The organism is Catenuloplanes nepalensis (assembly GCF_030811575.1).
Lineage (GTDB): Bacteria > Actinomycetota > Actinomycetes > Mycobacteriales > Micromonosporaceae > Catenuloplanes > Catenuloplanes nepalensis.
Map to the genome: position 1 here is coordinate 3,837,563 of NZ_JAUSRA010000001.1, position 15,756 is coordinate 3,853,318.

At 70.6% G+C, this 15,756-nt stretch carries 12 protein-coding genes; 3 read left to right on the forward strand and 9 right to left on the reverse strand.

Going from position 1 to position 15,756, the window contains the following annotated elements; translation table 11 throughout:
* Positions 1 to 9 precede the first annotated feature (9 nt).
* From J2S43_RS16400 to J2S43_RS16415, 4 genes are all read right to left on the reverse strand, one after another.
* Positions 10 to 804 (reverse strand): hypothetical protein, encoded by a 795-nt coding sequence (locus J2S43_RS16400; protein ID WP_306830069.1) that lies wholly within the window; start codon positions 802 to 804, stop codon positions 10 to 12.
* 105 nt (positions 805 to 909) lie between these two features.
* Positions 910 to 2,406 (reverse strand): class I SAM-dependent methyltransferase, encoded by a 1,497-nt coding sequence (locus J2S43_RS16405; RefSeq protein WP_306830070.1) that lies wholly within the window; start codon positions 2,404 to 2,406, stop codon positions 910 to 912.
* Between the two features lie 142 nt (positions 2,407 to 2,548).
* A complete protein-coding gene (locus tag J2S43_RS16410) occupies positions 2,549 to 3,211 on the reverse strand; it encodes a response regulator (protein ID WP_306830071.1) in 663 nt (220 codons plus the stop codon).
* Complete coding sequence (locus J2S43_RS16415) at positions 3,208 to 4,560, reverse strand: sensor histidine kinase (RefSeq protein ID WP_306830072.1); 1,353 nt, start codon at positions 4,558 to 4,560, stop codon at positions 3,208 to 3,210. Before J2S43_RS16415 ends, J2S43_RS16410 begins: the two co-directional genes overlap by 4 nt.
* A 124-nt stretch (positions 4,561 to 4,684) precedes the next feature.
* On the opposite strand from J2S43_RS16415, the gene J2S43_RS16420 reads away from it, so the two are divergent.
* Together J2S43_RS16420 and J2S43_RS16425 are read left to right on the forward strand one after the other, a co-directional pair.
* The gene (locus J2S43_RS16420) at positions 4,685 to 5,371 is read left to right on the forward strand and encodes a DedA family protein (RefSeq protein ID WP_306830074.1); all 687 of its coding nucleotides are present in this window, start codon (positions 4,685 to 4,687) and stop codon (positions 5,369 to 5,371) included.
* A gap of 68 nt (positions 5,372 to 5,439) precedes the next feature.
* Entirely contained in the window at positions 5,440 to 6,627 is a 1,188-nt protein-coding gene (locus J2S43_RS16425; RefSeq protein WP_306830075.1) for a glycosyltransferase, read from the forward strand.
* Positions 6,628 to 6,676: 49 nt separating this feature from the next.
* Here J2S43_RS16425 and J2S43_RS16430 read toward each other — a convergent pair whose 3' ends face one another.
* From J2S43_RS16430 to J2S43_RS16450, 5 genes are all read right to left on the reverse strand, one after another.
* Positions 6,677 to 8,140 carry a DUF1996 domain-containing protein gene (locus J2S43_RS16430; protein ID WP_306830077.1) on the reverse strand — a complete coding sequence of 488 codons (1,464 nt, stop codon included), beginning with the start codon at positions 8,138 to 8,140 and terminating at the stop codon, positions 6,677 to 6,679.
* Positions 8,141 to 8,529: 389 nt separating this feature from the next.
* Positions 8,530 to 10,581, reverse strand: coding sequence for a beta-galactosidase (locus tag J2S43_RS16435; protein ID WP_306830079.1), 2,052 nt, complete (start codon positions 10,579 to 10,581; stop codon positions 8,530 to 8,532).
* A gap of 81 nt (positions 10,582 to 10,662) precedes the next feature.
* On the reverse strand, positions 10,663 to 12,003 hold the full coding sequence (locus J2S43_RS16440; RefSeq protein WP_306830081.1) for an ABC transporter substrate-binding protein: 1,341 nt from the start codon (positions 12,001 to 12,003) through the stop codon (positions 10,663 to 10,665).
* Between the two features lie 45 nt (positions 12,004 to 12,048).
* The gene (locus J2S43_RS16445; protein WP_306830084.1) at positions 12,049 to 12,963 is read right to left on the reverse strand and encodes a carbohydrate ABC transporter permease; all 915 of its coding nucleotides are present in this window, start codon (positions 12,961 to 12,963) and stop codon (positions 12,049 to 12,051) included.
* 3 nt (positions 12,964 to 12,966) lie between these two features.
* The gene (locus J2S43_RS16450; RefSeq protein WP_306830085.1) at positions 12,967 to 13,866 is read right to left on the reverse strand and encodes a carbohydrate ABC transporter permease; all 900 of its coding nucleotides are present in this window, start codon (positions 13,864 to 13,866) and stop codon (positions 12,967 to 12,969) included.
* Between the two features lie 241 nt (positions 13,867 to 14,107).
* Here J2S43_RS16450 and J2S43_RS16455 point away from each other — a divergent pair, with 241 nt between their 5' ends.
* Entirely contained in the window at positions 14,108 to 15,106 is a 999-nt protein-coding gene (locus tag J2S43_RS16455) for a LacI family DNA-binding transcriptional regulator (protein ID WP_306830086.1), read from the forward strand.
* The last annotated feature ends 650 nt before the right edge of the window (positions 15,107 to 15,756 follow it).

Sequence of the window (15,756 nt, forward strand, 5' to 3'; positions counted from 1 at the left end):
AGCATGACGTCAATCGATGCGCGGTCCGCTGAACACAATGGACGGGATCGCGGCCGCGACCGTCCGGAGGTCGGCCAGGCGCGCCGGGATCCGCTTCACCCGGGAGTCCGGGATGACCGGCTCGGCGTAGATCAGCGTGGAGTCGACCACGGCCCAGTCGCGCACCCGCGCCCGCGTGCACGCGCGGCGCAGCGGCTCGGTGAGCACCATCGGGCGCAGCTCGGGCGGCATCACCTGGCCGGCGTCCTCGACACTGAAGCTGGCCGCGCACGGTGGCAGCCGGAGCAGGAACACGGTCTCCTCGTGGCGGATCGCGCCGACGCCGACGCCGAACGTGTACGAGTGGTTGAACACGTCGAACGCCGTGCCGTCGAGGTCGCCGCTGAGCACCCGGGAGTAGTCGTTGTCCGCCGCGTTCCGGCTCAGCCCCACGTTCGGGTAGCGGGCGGCGACGTCCGGGTCGACCGCGCGGTACCGCCAGCCCTGCTGCTGGGCGAGGAGCTTGCGGCGCCCGGTGTCCGGCCCGGCGTCCTCGGACAGCGCCCGGGTGGCGCGCGCCAGCAGGAGCAGGCCGGCGATCACGAGCAGCAGGCCGCCGCCGAGCGCGATGCCCGCCTCGACCTGCATGCGGGTGGTCTCGTAGGCGAGCTGTTCCTCGTAGCCGCGCCCGCCGCAGACGTCGCCGGGCTGCATGCGCCAGCCGCCGCAGCGGGGCGTGGGCGTGCCGAACACCGACAGCAGCCCCCAGAAGAGGGCCACGGTGCCGCCGGCGAGCGCGGTCCAGGCGGCGACTCTGCTGATCATCGCGACGGTCCGAACATCAACACGGTGAGGATCCTGCCAGGCGCGATCCTCCACGGCGTGTGTTCCTTTGTGCACGTACCGTCAATCCCGGCCTTTCACACCGTTTCAGGTGTTCAACGGGCGCCTGGCGATCAGCAGGGTGTGGGTGACCGGCCAGTCCAGCCCAGTGCCGTCCGGCCGGTGCAGCGACGCGACCGGAGCCAGGCGGTTGGCGACGATCCAGTCGTTGCGGCTGGTGTGCGAGGCGGCGTCGACCTCGAACCCGACGTCGGTCAGCAGCCCCTTCCAGTCCGCCATCTCCAGCCCGCAGAACTGCTCCTGCGTCTCGGACAGCCAGTTGTCCGTGTAGTCCTTCCGGGTGAGGAAGTCCATGGCGTCGCCCAGCGTCAGCTCGACCACGTCGTCCGACACCGGCCGGAAGGCGAACGGGAACCGGAAGTCGGCCGCGAACTGATCGAGGCGCGCCCGCGTGGACAGCCCGGTGACGTAGGCGGCGACGTCCCCGGTGAGCGCGGCGGGCGCGGCCGGGTTCGCACCGTCCGCCGTGGACAGTCGCAGGTGCACGAGCTGGTCCTTGCCGTCCGGCCCGCACACGTCGCTGTTGATCCACACCCCGCCCGGCACGGTGTGCTCGTAGATCGCGGCCACGAACCGCCGCAGCGACTCCATCCGCGCGCCGTACGACCAGATCTCGTGGGTCAGCGCGAACGTCATCGTGGTGTCGATCGACCGTGGCGCGAACACCGCACCGCCCAGCACGTTGCGGTGGTAGAAGAACACGTTCGGGTTCCCGAACGCGCCCTGCGCCTTCTTGTGCACGCACTCCTCGAACAGGTGCCGCGCCACCTCGACGCCGATCAGGTCGCTCTCGCGCAGCGCCGGTTCCCGGTCGGCCATCTCCAGCACCGCACCCGCGCCGCAGCCGATGTCCACGATCCGCCCAGGCCGCACGTGCTCGCGGACCAGGTCCCACTTGCGTTCCGCGCCGGCCGCGAACGCCTCCACGTAGGTGCGGTAGTCGCGCGTCGCGGTCAGCCCGCCCTCGTCGCCCACCACCGGGTCGTTGACCACCGCGCGCACCGCGTCCACCAGCCGGTAGCGCGCGAAGACGTCCACCGACGCCGGATGCGCCAGGTCCCGCCAGCGTTCGTCGCCCGCGGCCAGCCGCATCAGCACGTCCCACGGCCGCTCCGACGACTCCTCCACCAGCGCCGGGTCGTCCTCCACCGGCAGCACGGTGAATCCGAGCCGTTCGTAGAGCGCGACCACCGCGGGCGTCGAGCAGGCCACCACCGTGTTCGCCGGCGTCACCACCAGACCGGTCGCGACCTCGACGTTCTTCACGGTCACCTCGGCGAAGCGGTCGGTCGGCGCGGTGTCGAACACCGGCACCACCAGCGACCGCAGCCCTTCCAGCGCGCTGAGCCGCTCGATCGCGGCCTCGCGCCGGTGATACGGGACCGGGTTACGCTTCGTGTTCTCGTGGTTCGCCGACGTCACCGCCCACACCACGGTCGCGTCGCCGGCGGTCCGCCGCAGAAACTCCGCCTGAAAGCGCGTCAGCAGATGGTGGCGACCCGGGAAGAGCAGGAGTTTCTCCATCTGATCTTCCTAGCGCACGACCGGTGCAAACACCAAAAGGCAGATTTCCCGCTTCCGGCGTGGGCACTTTCCGAGTGCTCCCGCGGGCACCGGTCGTCGCTGGCGCTCCTCCCTGCATGTGTGGTGGGTGGTTGCGAAAAGATCAACGGCGACCCGGAGTAACCAGGCCGTTCTCGTAGCCGAAGACCACGGCGTGCACCCGGTCGCGCAGGCCGAGCTTGTTCAGGATCCGGCTGACGTGGGTCTTCGTGGTCTGCTCCGCGATGAACAGCGCCTTCGCGATCTCCGCGTTCGACATGCCCATGGCCATGTGCCGCAGCACCTCACGCTCCCGGTCGGTCAGCGAGTCCAGCGCCGGGCTCGACGCGGGCTCCGGCGGGCGGGAGTCGAGGAAGTTCTCGATCAGGCGGCGGGTGATCGTGGGGGCCAGCAGCGACTCGCTGCGCGCCACCACCCGGACCGCGCGCATCAGCTCCTCCGGCTCGCTGTCCTTGAGCAGAAAGCCGCTCGCGCCCGCGCGCAGCGCCTCGTACACGTAGTCGTCGATGTCGAACGTGGTCAGCATCAGCACCCGCGGCGCCGGCTCGCCCGCGCCGAGCAGTTCCCGGGTCGCGGCGAGCCCGTCCAGCTCCGGCATGCGCACGTCCATCAGCACCACGTCCGGGCGCAGCGCGCGGCAGCGCTCGATCGCCTCCCGGCCGTTCGCCGCGACGCCGACCACGGTCAGGTCCGGCTGGGACTCCAGGATCACCCGGACGCCGGAGCGGATCATCGGCTGGTCGTCCGCGATCAGGATCCGGATCATGCGCTGCCTTCCTCGACGACCGTCCCGGCCGCGCCCGCCAGACCTGCCGAACCCGCCTTGCCCGCCGGGCCTGCCGAACCCGCCTTGCCCGCCAGACCCGCCAAACCCGCCGAGCCCGCCTTGCCCGCCGGACCCGCCGGACCTGCCGAGCCCGCCTTGCCCGCCGGACCGGTGGCCGATCCGGCCGGGTCCTCGGAGAGTGGAAGCCGCGCGGTGACCTGGTAACCGCCGTCCGGCCGGGCGCCGGTCCGCACGCACCCACCGGCCAGCCGGGCGCGCTCGCGCATGCCGACCAGGCCGTGCCCGGCGCGGGCCGGCTCCTCGATCATCCGGGGCAGCGCGGCCGGTGGCCCGTTGACCACGTCGACCAGCAGGTCGGCGCCGTCGACCGCGACCCGGACCCGGGTCTGCGCGCCCGGCGCATGCCGGATCACGTTGCTCAGCGATTCCTGCACGATCCGGTACGCCACCAGGCCCACGGTCCCGTCCCCGGGCTCACCGGCCACGTCCAGCGTCACCGGCACGCCGCCGCGGCGCGCGGACTCGGCCAGCTCGCCGAGGTCGCGCAGGTCCGGCATCGGCCGCTGCTCGCTGTCCGCGCTCTCGTCGCGCAGCAGCGCCAGCAGCGCGCGCATCTCGCGCAGCGTGGCCCGGGTGCCGGCCGCGATCCGGCCGAACTCCGCGCGCGGCTCCGGGTCGATGTCCGGCCACCGGTACACCGCGGACGTGGCCTGCATGTGGATCACCGACATGCTGTGCGCGACCACGTCGTGCAGCTCGCGCGCGATCCGGTTGCGCTCCTCGACCAGCGCCCGCTGCGCCTGCTCCAGCTCCACGTCCCGGCGGGCCTGGGCCAGCTCCCGGCGGACCGCGCCGCGTTGCCGCCAGGCGATCGTGCCGAACAGCACCATCACCGAGTTCGTCGCATAGGTGATCAGCGCGGTGTCGCCGACCTCGATCGTCCGGCCGCGCGGGTCGACCGTGGCCAGCACGATGCCGAAGAGCGCGCTGATCCACCAGATCACCACGGCCTCGCGCCACGGCCAGCGCAGCCCGATCAGCGCGACGTGCGCGACCATCGTGAGCATCACCGGCGGCTGGAACGGCCAGATGCCGGCCGAGCCCTCCTGCGCGAACGCGAACACGGCCACGGCCACGAGCTGCAGCACGGTGGCGACGCGCGGCCGGGCCAGGGTGAGCGCGAGCGCGGCGCACTGCGCGGTCGCGGCGCCCCACGAGACCAGCAGCGGCACGTCGTAGACGTCGGTCATCACGGTCGCGGTCCCGACCAGCAGCATGCCGGCCAACGACCCGACGACCAGCCACCACTGTCGCGACACCCCGTTCACAGTCGGAACGCTACCTAGCGGAATCACCCCGAGCATCACCCCGCAGGCCCATCCGAACCCCTACGGGAGTCGTGGCTCCCCGGGCGGACGCACCCGAGGGCCCTCGGGTCCGAGAGTGGACGCCATGGATACGTACACCTGGATCGGCCCGCTGGTGCTGGTCGAAGGGCCGGCGGCGACCGTGGCCGCCGGCTCGCTGGTCGGGGCCGGCGCTGCCCGGTTCCTGCCGGTCTGGGGGATCGTCGTGCTCGCGGACGTGGCCGGTGACAGCCTGCTCTATCTGGCCGGCCGGTGGTCGCGGCACCCGCGGGTGTCGGCGCTGCTGGCCCGGATCGGGTTCACGTCGCGGCGCGCGGCCGGGGTCACCCGCTCGCTGCCGCGCCTGGTCATCACCGCGAAGCTCGTCGACGTGCTGGCCATGCCCGCGTTCGTCGCGGCCGGCGTCGCGCGCATCCCGTACCGCCGGTTCGCGGCCTGGGTGACGGCCGGGTCCGCGGTGCGCGCCGCCGTGCTGATCGGCGCGGGCGCGCTGCTCGGCACGCGGCTCACCGGCCTGCTGGACCTGCCGGGCGGGTTCCTGCTGCTCACCGCGGCCGTCGCCGGCCCGGTCCTGCTCACCCACCTGCTCCTCAACCGGCTCTTCCGCCACCTCGCCAAGCGCCGCGACCTCACCGAGGCCGGCGAACCCACCGAGACCCGCGACCTCACCGCAACCGGCGAACCCACCGAGACGCGCGAGCTCACCGCAACCGGCGAACCCACCGAGACGCGCGAGCTCACCGAGACCCGTGAGTTCGCGGAGACCCGCTAGCTCGGCCAGAACCGCGAACTCGGCCAGACCTCCGATCGCGACCTCACCACGAACAGGGAGAAGACCCCATGCGCATCCTCATCGGCGCCGACACCTACGCCCCGCACGTCAACGGCGCCTCCTACTTCGCCCAACGGCTGGCCGCCGCGCTGAACGAGCGTCACGAGGTGCACGTGGTCAGTCCCGCGACCGGGTACAGCAGCTCCAGACGGGTCGACGGCGCCGGGATAGTCGAGCACCGGGTGCGGTCGCTGCCGATCTGGCAGCGCCGGGAGTTCCGGTTCTCGCTGCCGGTCGCGCTGCGCCGGGTGGCCGGGCGGATCCTGGACGAGGTGCGCCCGGACGTGGTGCACGTGCAGAGCCACTTCCCGATCTGCCGGGCGCTGGTCGCGGCCGCGCACGAGCGCGGGATCTTCGTGGTCGCCACGAACCACTTCATGCCGGAGAACCTGACCCACTACCTGCCGTTCGGCCGGGAGCAGGTGCACGCGTGGGGCTGGCGGGACGCCGCGCGCGTGTTCGCCCGGGCGGACGTGGTGACCGCGCCGACGCCGTACGCGGCCGCGCTGGCCACGGTGGCCGGCATCCCGGGCCCGGTGCTGCCGATCTCGTGCGGGATCGACCTGTCCCGGTTCCGGTCCGGCGGCGACGCGGCCGGGTTCCGCCTGCGCTACGGCTTGGCGGACGTGCCCACGGTCGCGTTCGTCGGCCGGCTCGACTCGGAGAAGAACCTGGACGTGCTGGTCCGCGCGTTCGCCACGGTCCGCCGGCGGGTCCGCTCGCAGCTGCTGCTGGTCGGCACCGGGGCGGAGGACCGGGCGCTGCGCACGCTCGCCGCTGAGCTGGGGATCGCGGACTCGGTGCGGTTCGCCGGGTTCGTCCCCGACGAGGAGCTGCCGTCGGCGTATGCGGCGTCGACGGTGTTCGTCAACCCCGGCACCGCGGAGCTGCAGAGCCTGGTGACGCTGGAGGCGATGGCGTGCGGCCGGCCGGTGCTGGGTGCGGACGCGGCCGCGCTGCCACACCTGGTGATCAACGACGAGACCGGGTTCCTGTTCGCGCCGGGCGACGCCCGCGCGCTCGCCGGTCACCTGGTCACGCTCCTGGAGGACCCGGACCTGGCGGCCGCGATGGGACGCCGGGCCCGCGCCGTGGCCGAGCAGCACGACGAGGAGCGCACCGTGGCCGCGTTCGAGCAGCTCTACGCGATCGGCGGGGACCGGGCCGCTCGCGCCCCGATGGCGCTGGCCGCCTGACATACGAGGGCGGGCCCCGGAAAGGGGGCCCGCCCGTCGTACCGTCGGATCAGAAGTTGCCCTGGGCGTTGCACTTCGCGTGCTGGTTGATGCAGTTGCGCACGCGCTCGGCCAGCGCTTCCGGCACCCACGCGTTGAAGAAGTCGCCGTGCATGGAGTACCCGGTGCCGGACGAGAGCTTGACGCCCTCGGTGTCGGTGTTCAGCGGGTACGGCAGCATGAACGAGATCGACGGGATCGCGACCGGGTACTTGCCGGAGCACTTTCCGGTGTTGTCGGCCGGGCCGACGTGCGACTTGTGGTCCGGGCTGTCCAGGTGCACGCCGTCCCAGCAGTCCGGGAAGGTCAGCTGGCGGATCAGCTCCGCGGTCGGCGCGCAGACCGGCCACTCGCCGTCTGCGGTGCGGCCGGTCTCGCCGCCGTTGCCGGCGCACCAGAACTGGTTGTTCTGGCCGGTGCTGGTCTGCTGCTTGGCGTCACCGGCGATCATGCGGAAGCCGGACGGGAACGGCACGGTCGCGGCGTAGTCCTTCAGGCGCGAGCCGTAGTAGACCGTGACCTCCTTCGGCATGACCGGCTTGTTGTCCTTGAGCAGCGTGGGCACCCAGTAGGCGGAGAAGTCCTGGGTGGACGGCTCGCACGTGGTGGCCTTGTTCGCGAACAGCGACTCCGCGGTCGAGGCCGCGCCGGTGCTCTTGTTGCCCCAGAACGTGTGGTCGTGCGACGCGCCGGCCATGCCGGGGAAGACGATCGGGTCGTCCGGCCTGGTGTGGCTGATCTTGCAGGAGGCGTGGAACTCCGGGACCATCCGCTCCTTGGGCGTCTTCGGCGTGATCGCGCGGAACGCGGCCAGCTCCTGCGCCCACTTCGCCTGGTCCATCACGACCCAGCCGGTGCCGGTCTGCGGCGTGGTGCCGGTCGGGGTGGGCGACGCGCTCACGGACGCGCTCGCCGACGGGGACGGGCCGGCGGAGGCCGACGCGGTCGCGGACGGCGTGGCGGACGCGGTCGTGCCGGGCGTGGCGGTGCCGCCGCCGTTGACCCGGGTGAACCGCAGCCAGTTGACGTTCACGAAGTCGCTGCGGCTCTTGCTGGCCATGGTGACGAAGACGGTCTGCTTGCCGCTGAGCGTGGTCGGGCTGTTCGCGGTGCCGGTCACCCAGTCCTGCCAGTTGCCGGTCCTGGTGATCGGGAACGCGGCCAGCAGCTCGCCGGTCTGGCTGCCCGCGCGCACCTCGACGCTGCCGCCGTCGGTGTTCGCCGAGGCCACGCGCGCCTCGACGGTCAGGCCGCCACCGGCCGTACCGAGGTCGACGTTGTCGTAGCGCATCCAGTCGCCGTTGCTGAGCCAGCCGACGTTGCGGCCGCCGCCGGCGTCGCTGGTGCCCTCCGTCTGCGCGCCGTGGTGGGCCGCGTAGGACTCGGCCTCGATCACGCCGGGGATCGGCGTCTGGTTGCTTCCCGCGTTCGCGCTGGCGACGAGCACGCCGCTGCCGACGACCGCGACGGCCACCGGAATCGCGAGCAGGAACCACCTTTTTTTACTGTTTTTTCCGGTCTTATCCGGCACAGCCGAGGGGTCGGTCTGCATGGTGGATGGCCTCCCGGGCCGTATAAGGTGTGGGCGTCGCGCGGCGCGGACCGGGGTCCCCGCGCGGATGTTCCGGTCGGAACTCTAGGACGCCAGAGAGCGCTCTCACAAGTCGGTGCGCTAGATGCGGGGAAACCACTCACGGCCCGGCCACCGCCCGTGCAGGGAAGGTGACCGAGCCGTGACATCAGTCCGCGCGGGCGGATCCGGGCTGTAACCGGTCCCACCCGCACGGGGTCCACACGCACCGCCCCCGCGGCACCCTCAAGGGCTCGTGGTCCAGGGCGGGAGGTCGCCGGCGGGTCGGCGACCTAGCGAGCGCGGCGCAGGATCGCGACCGCGCGGGGGGCCAACGGCGTGATGCTGCCGAGCAGCGCCTCGCCCTCGACGCCGGGCAGCTCGACCGGCACGTCGGTCCGGTTGATCAGGAACCAGAAGTCCTCGTTCCCACCGGTACGGATGGCCAGCTCCACCTGCCCGCGGGCCTCCTCCGGCAGCGGGCTGGTGATGCCCGCGGCGCGCAGCAGGTCGGCCAGCAGCGGCGTGAGCCCCTCCGGGCCGAGCCGGGTGGAGACGTAGGTCGCCGTGCCGTCCGCGCCGCCGCCGGGAGCGCCGTCCGACGCGCCGGCCGACACGGTGCGCCGGGTGATCGCGGCACGGCCGGCCTGCTCACCGGTCTTGTACCAGGCCAGCACCTCGACGTCGGACGACACCACGTCGATCCGGTCGGTCCAGAGCGTGCCCTCGGAGCCGTCGTCGAGCGTGACGCTGTCACCCTCGTACAGCGGGCCGAACTCCTCGATCCGGATGCCGAGCAGCTCGCGCAGCGCGCCCGGGTAGCCGCCCAGGTAGATGTGGTCGTTCTCGTCCACGATGCCGGAGAAGTACGTGGTGACCAGGTGACCGCCGCCGGCCACGTAGGCCTCCAGGCGCGCCGCGAGCGCGCCCGGGACCACGTGCAGGATCGGCGCCACGACCAGGTCGTAACCGGTCAGGTCGGCCGCGGCCGGGAGCACGTCGACAGGCACGCCGTTGGCGAGGAACGCGGTGTACCAGTTCAGCGCCTCGGCCCGGTAGCGCAGCTTCTCGGTCGGGTGCGAGTCCAGCTCGCTGGCCCACCACGAGTCCCAGTCGAAGAGGATGGCCGCGCGCGACGGCGCCTGATCCGTACCCGCGACGGGTTGAATGGTCCTGAGGTCCTTGCCCAGCTGGGCGACCGCGCGGAAGACCGCGCTGTCCGTGCCCGCGTGCGGCAGCATCGCCGAGTGGTACTTCTCCGCGCCGCCCCTGGACTGGCGCCACTGGAAGAAGCAGACCGCGTCCGCGCCGTGCGCCACGTGGATCAGCGAGTCCCGGCCCAGCTCGCCCGGCCGCTTGGCCAGGTTGATCGGCTGCCAGTTGACCGCGCTGGTGGAGTGCTCCATCAGGAACCACGGGCGGCCTGCCGCGATGTGGCCGGTCAGGTTCGCGGAGAAGGACAGCTCGTCCAGGCCCTGCGGACCCGGCCAGAAGTAGTGGTCGTTGGAGACGAAGTCCACTTCGGACGCCCAGTCGGCGTAGTCCATGCCCTTGGTCTCGCCCATCACCATGAAGTTCGTGGTGACCGGCACGTCCGGGGTGATCCTGCGGAGGATCTCCCGCTCGGCGACCAGGTATTCCTTGAGCGCGTCCGAGCTGAACCGCTTGAAGTCCAGCTGCTGCGTCGGGTTCGGGTAGCTGGCGGCCTGGCGCGGCGGCAGGATCTGGCCCCACGCGCTGTACCGCTGCGACCAGAACGCGGTGGCCCAGGCGTCGTTGAGCGCCTCGATCGTGCCGTACCGGGCCTTGAGCCACGTGCGGAACGCGCGCGCCGCGTCGTCGGAGAAGTCGTAGACGTTGTGGCAGCCCAGCTCGTTGCTGACGTGCCAGGCGGTCAGCGCCGGGTGGTTCGCGTAGCGCTTGGCCAGCTCGCGGACCAGCTTCAGCGCGTACTCGCGGAAGATCGGCGAGGTGGGCCGCCAGTGCTGGCGGGCACCCGGCCAGACCGTGTTACCGGCGTTGTCGACCGGCAGGATCTCCGGGTGCGACGTGGTCAGCCACGGCGGCGGGGACGCGGTCGCGGTGGCGAGGTCGACCGCGATGCCGTTGGCGTGCAGCAGGTCCATCGCGTCGTCCAGCCAGGCCCAGTCGTACGCCTCCGCGTGCGGCTGGATCCGGGCCCAGGAGAAGATCGCGATCGAGACGATGTTGACGCCGGCCTCGCGCATGGCGGCGACGTCGTCATCCCAGACCTCGCGCGGCCACTGGTCGGGGTTGTAGTCGGCGCCGAACGCCATCCGCGGCCCGGCCTCCGGAGAGGGCCAGCGAAGCCACCGGTGTTCCACGTGTGTTGCTCCCTTGTGGTGGGTGGTGTTCATGGCCGCGCCGGGCCCGTCGAGGACCCGGCGCGGGTGTCACGAGGGGACCTACTTGACGGTGAAGCCCTGCTCGTTGCCGTACTTGATGGACGCGTCCTGCCACGCCTTCAGGCCGTCGGCCAGCTTGGTGGGCGTGATGTACGCCTGGCCGGCCGTGTCCTTGAAGATGGAGTTCGCGTAGACCTGGAACGGCAGGTACTGCCAGCCCGGCACCACGTTGGCGGAGGACTGGGCGAACAGCTCGTTGATCTTCTGACCGCCGAAGTACTCGAACTCCTTGGCCTGGAACTCCGGCGAGTTCAGGTCGGCCGTGGTGGCCGGGAACGCGCCGTTGTCCAGGCGGGTCTTCACGCCCTCGCCGTTGGTCAGGTACTCCAGGAAGCCGTAGCCGAGCGCCTTGCGGGTCGAGGCCTCCATGACCGACATCGCGGAGCCGCCGTTCTCGGCGGTGGCGGTGCCGCCCGCCTCCCACTGCGGCATCGGGGCGACGCGCCACTTGCCGGCGCCGTTCGGCGCGCCGGAGACCAGGTTGCTCGGCATCCAGGCGCCGACGACCAGGGTGGCGAGCGTGCCGTTGCCCAGCGCCTGGAACCACTCGTCGGTCCAGCCGGAGATGTTCGACAGCAGCTTCTCGTCGATCATCTTCTGCCAGAGCGCGGCGTACTTCTGCGCGCCGGCGTCCGCGAAGTTGATCGTGACGTTGTTGCCCTCGACCGTGTACGGCTTGCCGCCGGCCTGCCAGATCATCGAGGTGGTGGTGCCGGCGTCGCCGGAGTCCGAGGCGATGTAGACCTTCGGGTCCGCGGCGCGCAGCTTCTTCGCGGCCTCGTAGTACTCGTCCCAGGTGGCCGGCACCGCGATGTTGTGCTTCTTGAAGACTTCCTCGTTGTAGTACAGCACCATCGGGCCGGAGTCGAGCGGCAGGCCGAAGACGCCGCCGTTGGGGGTGACGCCGTTCCACGGTCCGGGGGCGAACTTGTCCTTCAACGCCGGGGCGCCGAAGCCGGTCAGGTCCGCGACCTGCTTCTGCAGCGCGAACTGGGACAGCGCGTAGTACTCGATGTGCGCGAGGTCCGGGACGCCCTTGCCGGCCTGCAGCGCGTTCTGCAGCGCCACGTACTGGTCGGCGTTCGTACCCGCGTTGACGACTTCGATCTTGACCTTGGGGTACTTGGCCATGAACGCGTCGGCGGTCGGCTTGATCGTGGTGTCCCACGACCAGATCAGCAGCTCGCCGCCTTCCTCGAGCGCCTTGGTGACGTCGTCCGCCGAGACGGTCTCGCCACCGGTGCCGGAGTCGTCGCCGCCGCCACCGCAGGCCGCGAGCACGGAGGCCACACCGACCGCGCCGGCCAGGCGCAGGAGGTTGCGCCGAGAGGTGTACATCATGCTGGATGTTCCTTCCGATCTGGTGAAACGGTGCCCTTGCGTGGATTACTCTTTGACGCTTCCGGCGGCCAGGCCCGACTGCCAGTAGCGCTGGAGGAGAAGGAATGCGGCGATCAGCGGAATGATCATGAGGAGGGATCCGGTGATCACCAGGTGGAAGATGACCTCGCCGCCGTTCGTCGTCGCCTGTGCGTTCCAGGCGTTCAGGCCGAGCGTCAGCGGGTACCAGTCCGGGTCCTTCAGCATGATCAGCGGCAGGAAGTAGTTGTTCCAGGTCGCGACCGTGGTGAAGAGCAGGACCGTGACGATGCCGGGGGCCAGCAGCGGGATGCCGACCTGGAAGAACGTGCGGAACTCGCCCGATCCGTCCACTCGCGCCGCCTCCAGCAGCTCGGTGGGGATCGCGTCGTTCGCGAACGTCCACATCAGGTACAGGCCGAACGGCGAGATCAGTGACGGGATGATGATCGCCCAGGGGGTGTCCGTCAGGCCCATCTGGCTGAACATGAGGAACGTGGGGACCGCGAGCGCGGTGCCGGGCACCGCGACCGCGCCGATCACGACCGCGAAGACCGCGCCGCGGCCGGGGAAGTTGAACTTCGCCAGGCCGTAGCCGCCGAGGACGGCCAGGAACGTGGCACCGCCCGCGCCGACCACCACGTAGAGCAGCGTGTTCAGGAACCAACGGCCGAAGATCCCGTCGTTGTACGTCAGCGTGCTGACGATGTTGTCCCAGAGCAGGAACTCGCCGTCGGCGAACCACAGGCCGAACGAGTCGGTCAGGCCCTCACGGCTCTTGGTCGCGTTGATGACCAGCCAGATCAGCGGCACCACGCTGTAGAGCAGGATGATGCCGGTGGCCAGCGTCAGCGTGATGCTCTTGCGCGGCCTGGTGCTGTACTTCCGCACCTTCCCCGGCGCCTGCTTCTTCTGGGCAGGCGCGTCCTGGAGCGTCGTCATCGCTCAGCTCCCCTTCCGCATGCCGCGCAGCTGGATCACATAGGCGATGATCATGGTGACCAGGCCCATGATGATCGCGATGGTCGCCGAGTAGTTGTACTGCTGGCCGTTGAACGACAGCGAGTACGCGTAGTAGTTCGGCGTGAAGAACGTGGTGATCGCGTTCGGCGCCAGCTTCTGCAGGATCGACGGCTCGGTGAACAGCTGGAAGCTGCCGATGATCGAGAAGATCGTGGCGATGACGAGCGCGCCCCGGATGGCCGGCAGCTTGATCGAGCGGATGATCCGGAACTGGCCGGCACCGTCGATCTCCGCGGCCTCGTAGAGCGAGGCCGGAATGACCCGCAGTGCGGAGTAGAAGATCAGCATGTTGTAACCCACGAACTCCCAGGTCACGATGTTGCCGATGCTGGCCAGGATCCAGTCCGGACCCAACGGCGCCGGGATGTCGACCCCGAAGGCCTCGTTGATGTTGCCGACCAGGCCGAACTGGTTGCCGTACATGAAGCCCCACATGATCGCGGCGACCACGGCCGGCACCGCGTAGGGCAGGAAGATCGTGATGCGGAAGAAGCCCGCGCCGTGCAGCCGCCCACTGTCGATGGCGAGCGCGGCCAGCAGCGCGAGACCCAGCATGATCGGCACCTGGATCGCCAGGAAGAGCGCCACCCGGCCCAGACCGTCCCAGAAGTTCGGGTCGCTCAGCGCCTGCTGGTAGTTCTCCAGCCCGACGAACGAGGTGCCACCGATCAGCCGCGTCTTGAACAGGCTGATGTAGATCGAATATGCGATCGGAGCGAGGAAGACCAGCGCGAAGACGGCCATGAACGGCCCCACGAACTGCCATCCGGTCCACGATCGCCGCCGGCGCGGCTTCGGAAGCGCCGCTTGCGCCGTAGTCATCCCATGTACCCCCTAGCAACACTGCTATGTTTGCGCAAACATACAGCTCAAACGAGCTCGTTCAACCGGGGGTCAGGTGTTTCGATCCGATAACGAGCTTCACTGGAGCGCAATGTTTACGTAAACATCGTGCGGTGATAGTTTCACCACGTCTACGGCTCGTCAAGAGAAGGCGTGAGGGTTGTTCACCCCGGAGAATCCCGAGAGCACCGCGCCCCGGCGGCGCACGCGAGGTGTCTCGATGGCCGACGTGGCCCGGCTGGCGGGCGTCTCGGCCCAGACCGTCTCGCGCGTCTCCACCGGGCACCCCGGCGTGGTCGGCTCCACCCGCGCGCAGGTGCTCGCGGCCATGAAGGAGCTCGGCTACCGCCCGAACAGCGCGGCCCGGGCCCTGAAGCGCGGCGAGTTCCGCACCATCGGCGTCATCCTGTTCACGCTGGCCACCACCGGCAACAGCCGCACGGTCGAGGCGATCGCCAACCACGCGGCCCGCGAGGGGTACGCGATCACCATCATCCCGGTGGCCGCGCCCACCCAGGACGGCGTGCTCGGCGCGTTCACCCGGCTCGGCGAGCTGGCGGTCGACGGCGCGATCGTCATCATGGAGGTCCACCTGCTCGACACCACTCGGATCACGCTCCCGCCGGGCGTACAGGTCGTGGTGGTCGACTCCGACGCGGGCGACACCTACACGGTGGTCGACACCGACCAGGCCGACGGCGCCCGCGCGGCCGTGAAACACCTGCTCTCACTCGGGCACACCACGGTCCACCACGTGACCGGCCCGGCCGCGTCCTTCTCCAGCGAACGCCGGGCCGCGGCCTGGCGGTCCGTGCTGACCGAGGCGGGCGCGCCGGTACCGGCACCGCTGATCGGCGACTGGTCGGCGGACTCCGGCTACGCGGCCGGCCTGCGACTGGCGGACGACCCGTCCTGCACGGCGGTGTTCGCGTCCAACGACCAGATGGCGCTGGGCCTGCTGCGGGCGTTCCACGAGCGCGGGCGATCGGTGCCAGGCGAGATCAGCGTGGTCGGCTTCGACGACATCCCGGAATCCCGCAACTTCCTGCCGCCGCTGACGACGGTGCACCAGGACTTCGCGGAGATGGGACGGAGGTGCGTGCAGATGGTCCTGCGCCAGATCCGGCACGAGGGCACGACACCGGGCACCACGCTGGTGCCGACGCGGCTGGTCGAACGCTCCAGCACGGCTCCCCCACCGGCGCGGCCGACTTCATGAACCAAGGACAAGACAGACCAAGGGCAAAATAGACGAAGGGCAAGGTCATTTGCCCACTTCCGGCGTGGTCCGGCCCGTTTGCTCCCGCGGGCCAACCTCGCCGGTCGGCAAGACTCCGCTGCGCTCCGCTTGCCGGCCGGCTTCGGAGCCGGTTCTCCGCGGTGCCGGAGAAGACCACGCGATCACCATCGCACCACGAGACCTGCGGCGCGGCACAATCCGCGGCACGGCGCAAGACCCGCGGCGCGACGCAAGACCCCGCGCGGCGCAAGACCCGCAGCGCGGCGCAAGACCCCCGGCATAGCCCGAGACCCGCGACGCGGCACAAATCCGCGGCGCGGCGCGAGACCCCCAGCGCGGCGCGAAACCCCCGGCCCGGCGCGAGATGTCGGGCACTCCGTGCCCGAATTTTGTGATATCCAGGTCGTCAAGCTGGTAAATACTCGACATGCGCCATTGTCGGAAATCTATCGCGCCTTTCGGCGTGGGCGGCGCCTGATTCGTACCGCTTGAATCGGATTTCGGGGTTGAGTTGGGTCTGGCTTGACGAGACGGTGCGTTGCGAGGACGTGCTCTGAGCCGAAAAACGCGAAAAGAGAACACCGGGTCGAGGCGCCCGGCAGAAGACCAGCGTCACCAGCGTCACCAGG